1 protein-coding gene is annotated in these 423 nt (G+C 44.7%); it reads left to right on the forward strand.

The genetic code is table 11. The annotated features are described in order from the left end of the window. Positions 1-141: 141 nt before the first annotated feature. The coding region (locus NE664_14480) for a hypothetical protein (GenBank protein MCQ4727841.1) at positions 142-423 on the forward strand (282 nt) is incomplete at its 3' end.

Below are 423 nucleotides of genomic sequence, written 5' to 3' on the forward strand. Positions count from 1 at the left end.
ATTCCCGTTCAGCCTGCAGATGGCGACCGTGATGTTAAGTATAGTACCGATTATCTGTATGTATCCGTTTTTGCAGCGCTACTTTGTATCAGGGCTCACGATGGGGGCAGTAAAAGAATAAAAATTGAGAAGGAGAAGAAGATGATGGGTGATAGAAACATGAATGGAACGAAGAGTATGAAGAGAGTGGTGTGTTTATCCATGGCGGCGGTTTTGGCGGTATCCACTGCTGCATGCGGAAAAAAAGAGACAGAGACAGATGGAAATGGTGAGGCTCCAGCCACGATTCGTATCGTAACCAGTGTAGACGCGCAGTTCCAGGTTGATAACAATCCGGTTATTGAAGCTATTGAAAAAGCGGCCAATGTGAAACTGGAGATTGAGGTGCCTCCGATTAACAATTATCTGGATCGTTTAAATGTT

The organism is Anaerotignum faecicola (genome assembly GCA_024460105.1).
Lineage (GTDB): Bacteria > Bacillota > Clostridia > Lachnospirales > Anaerotignaceae > JANFXS01.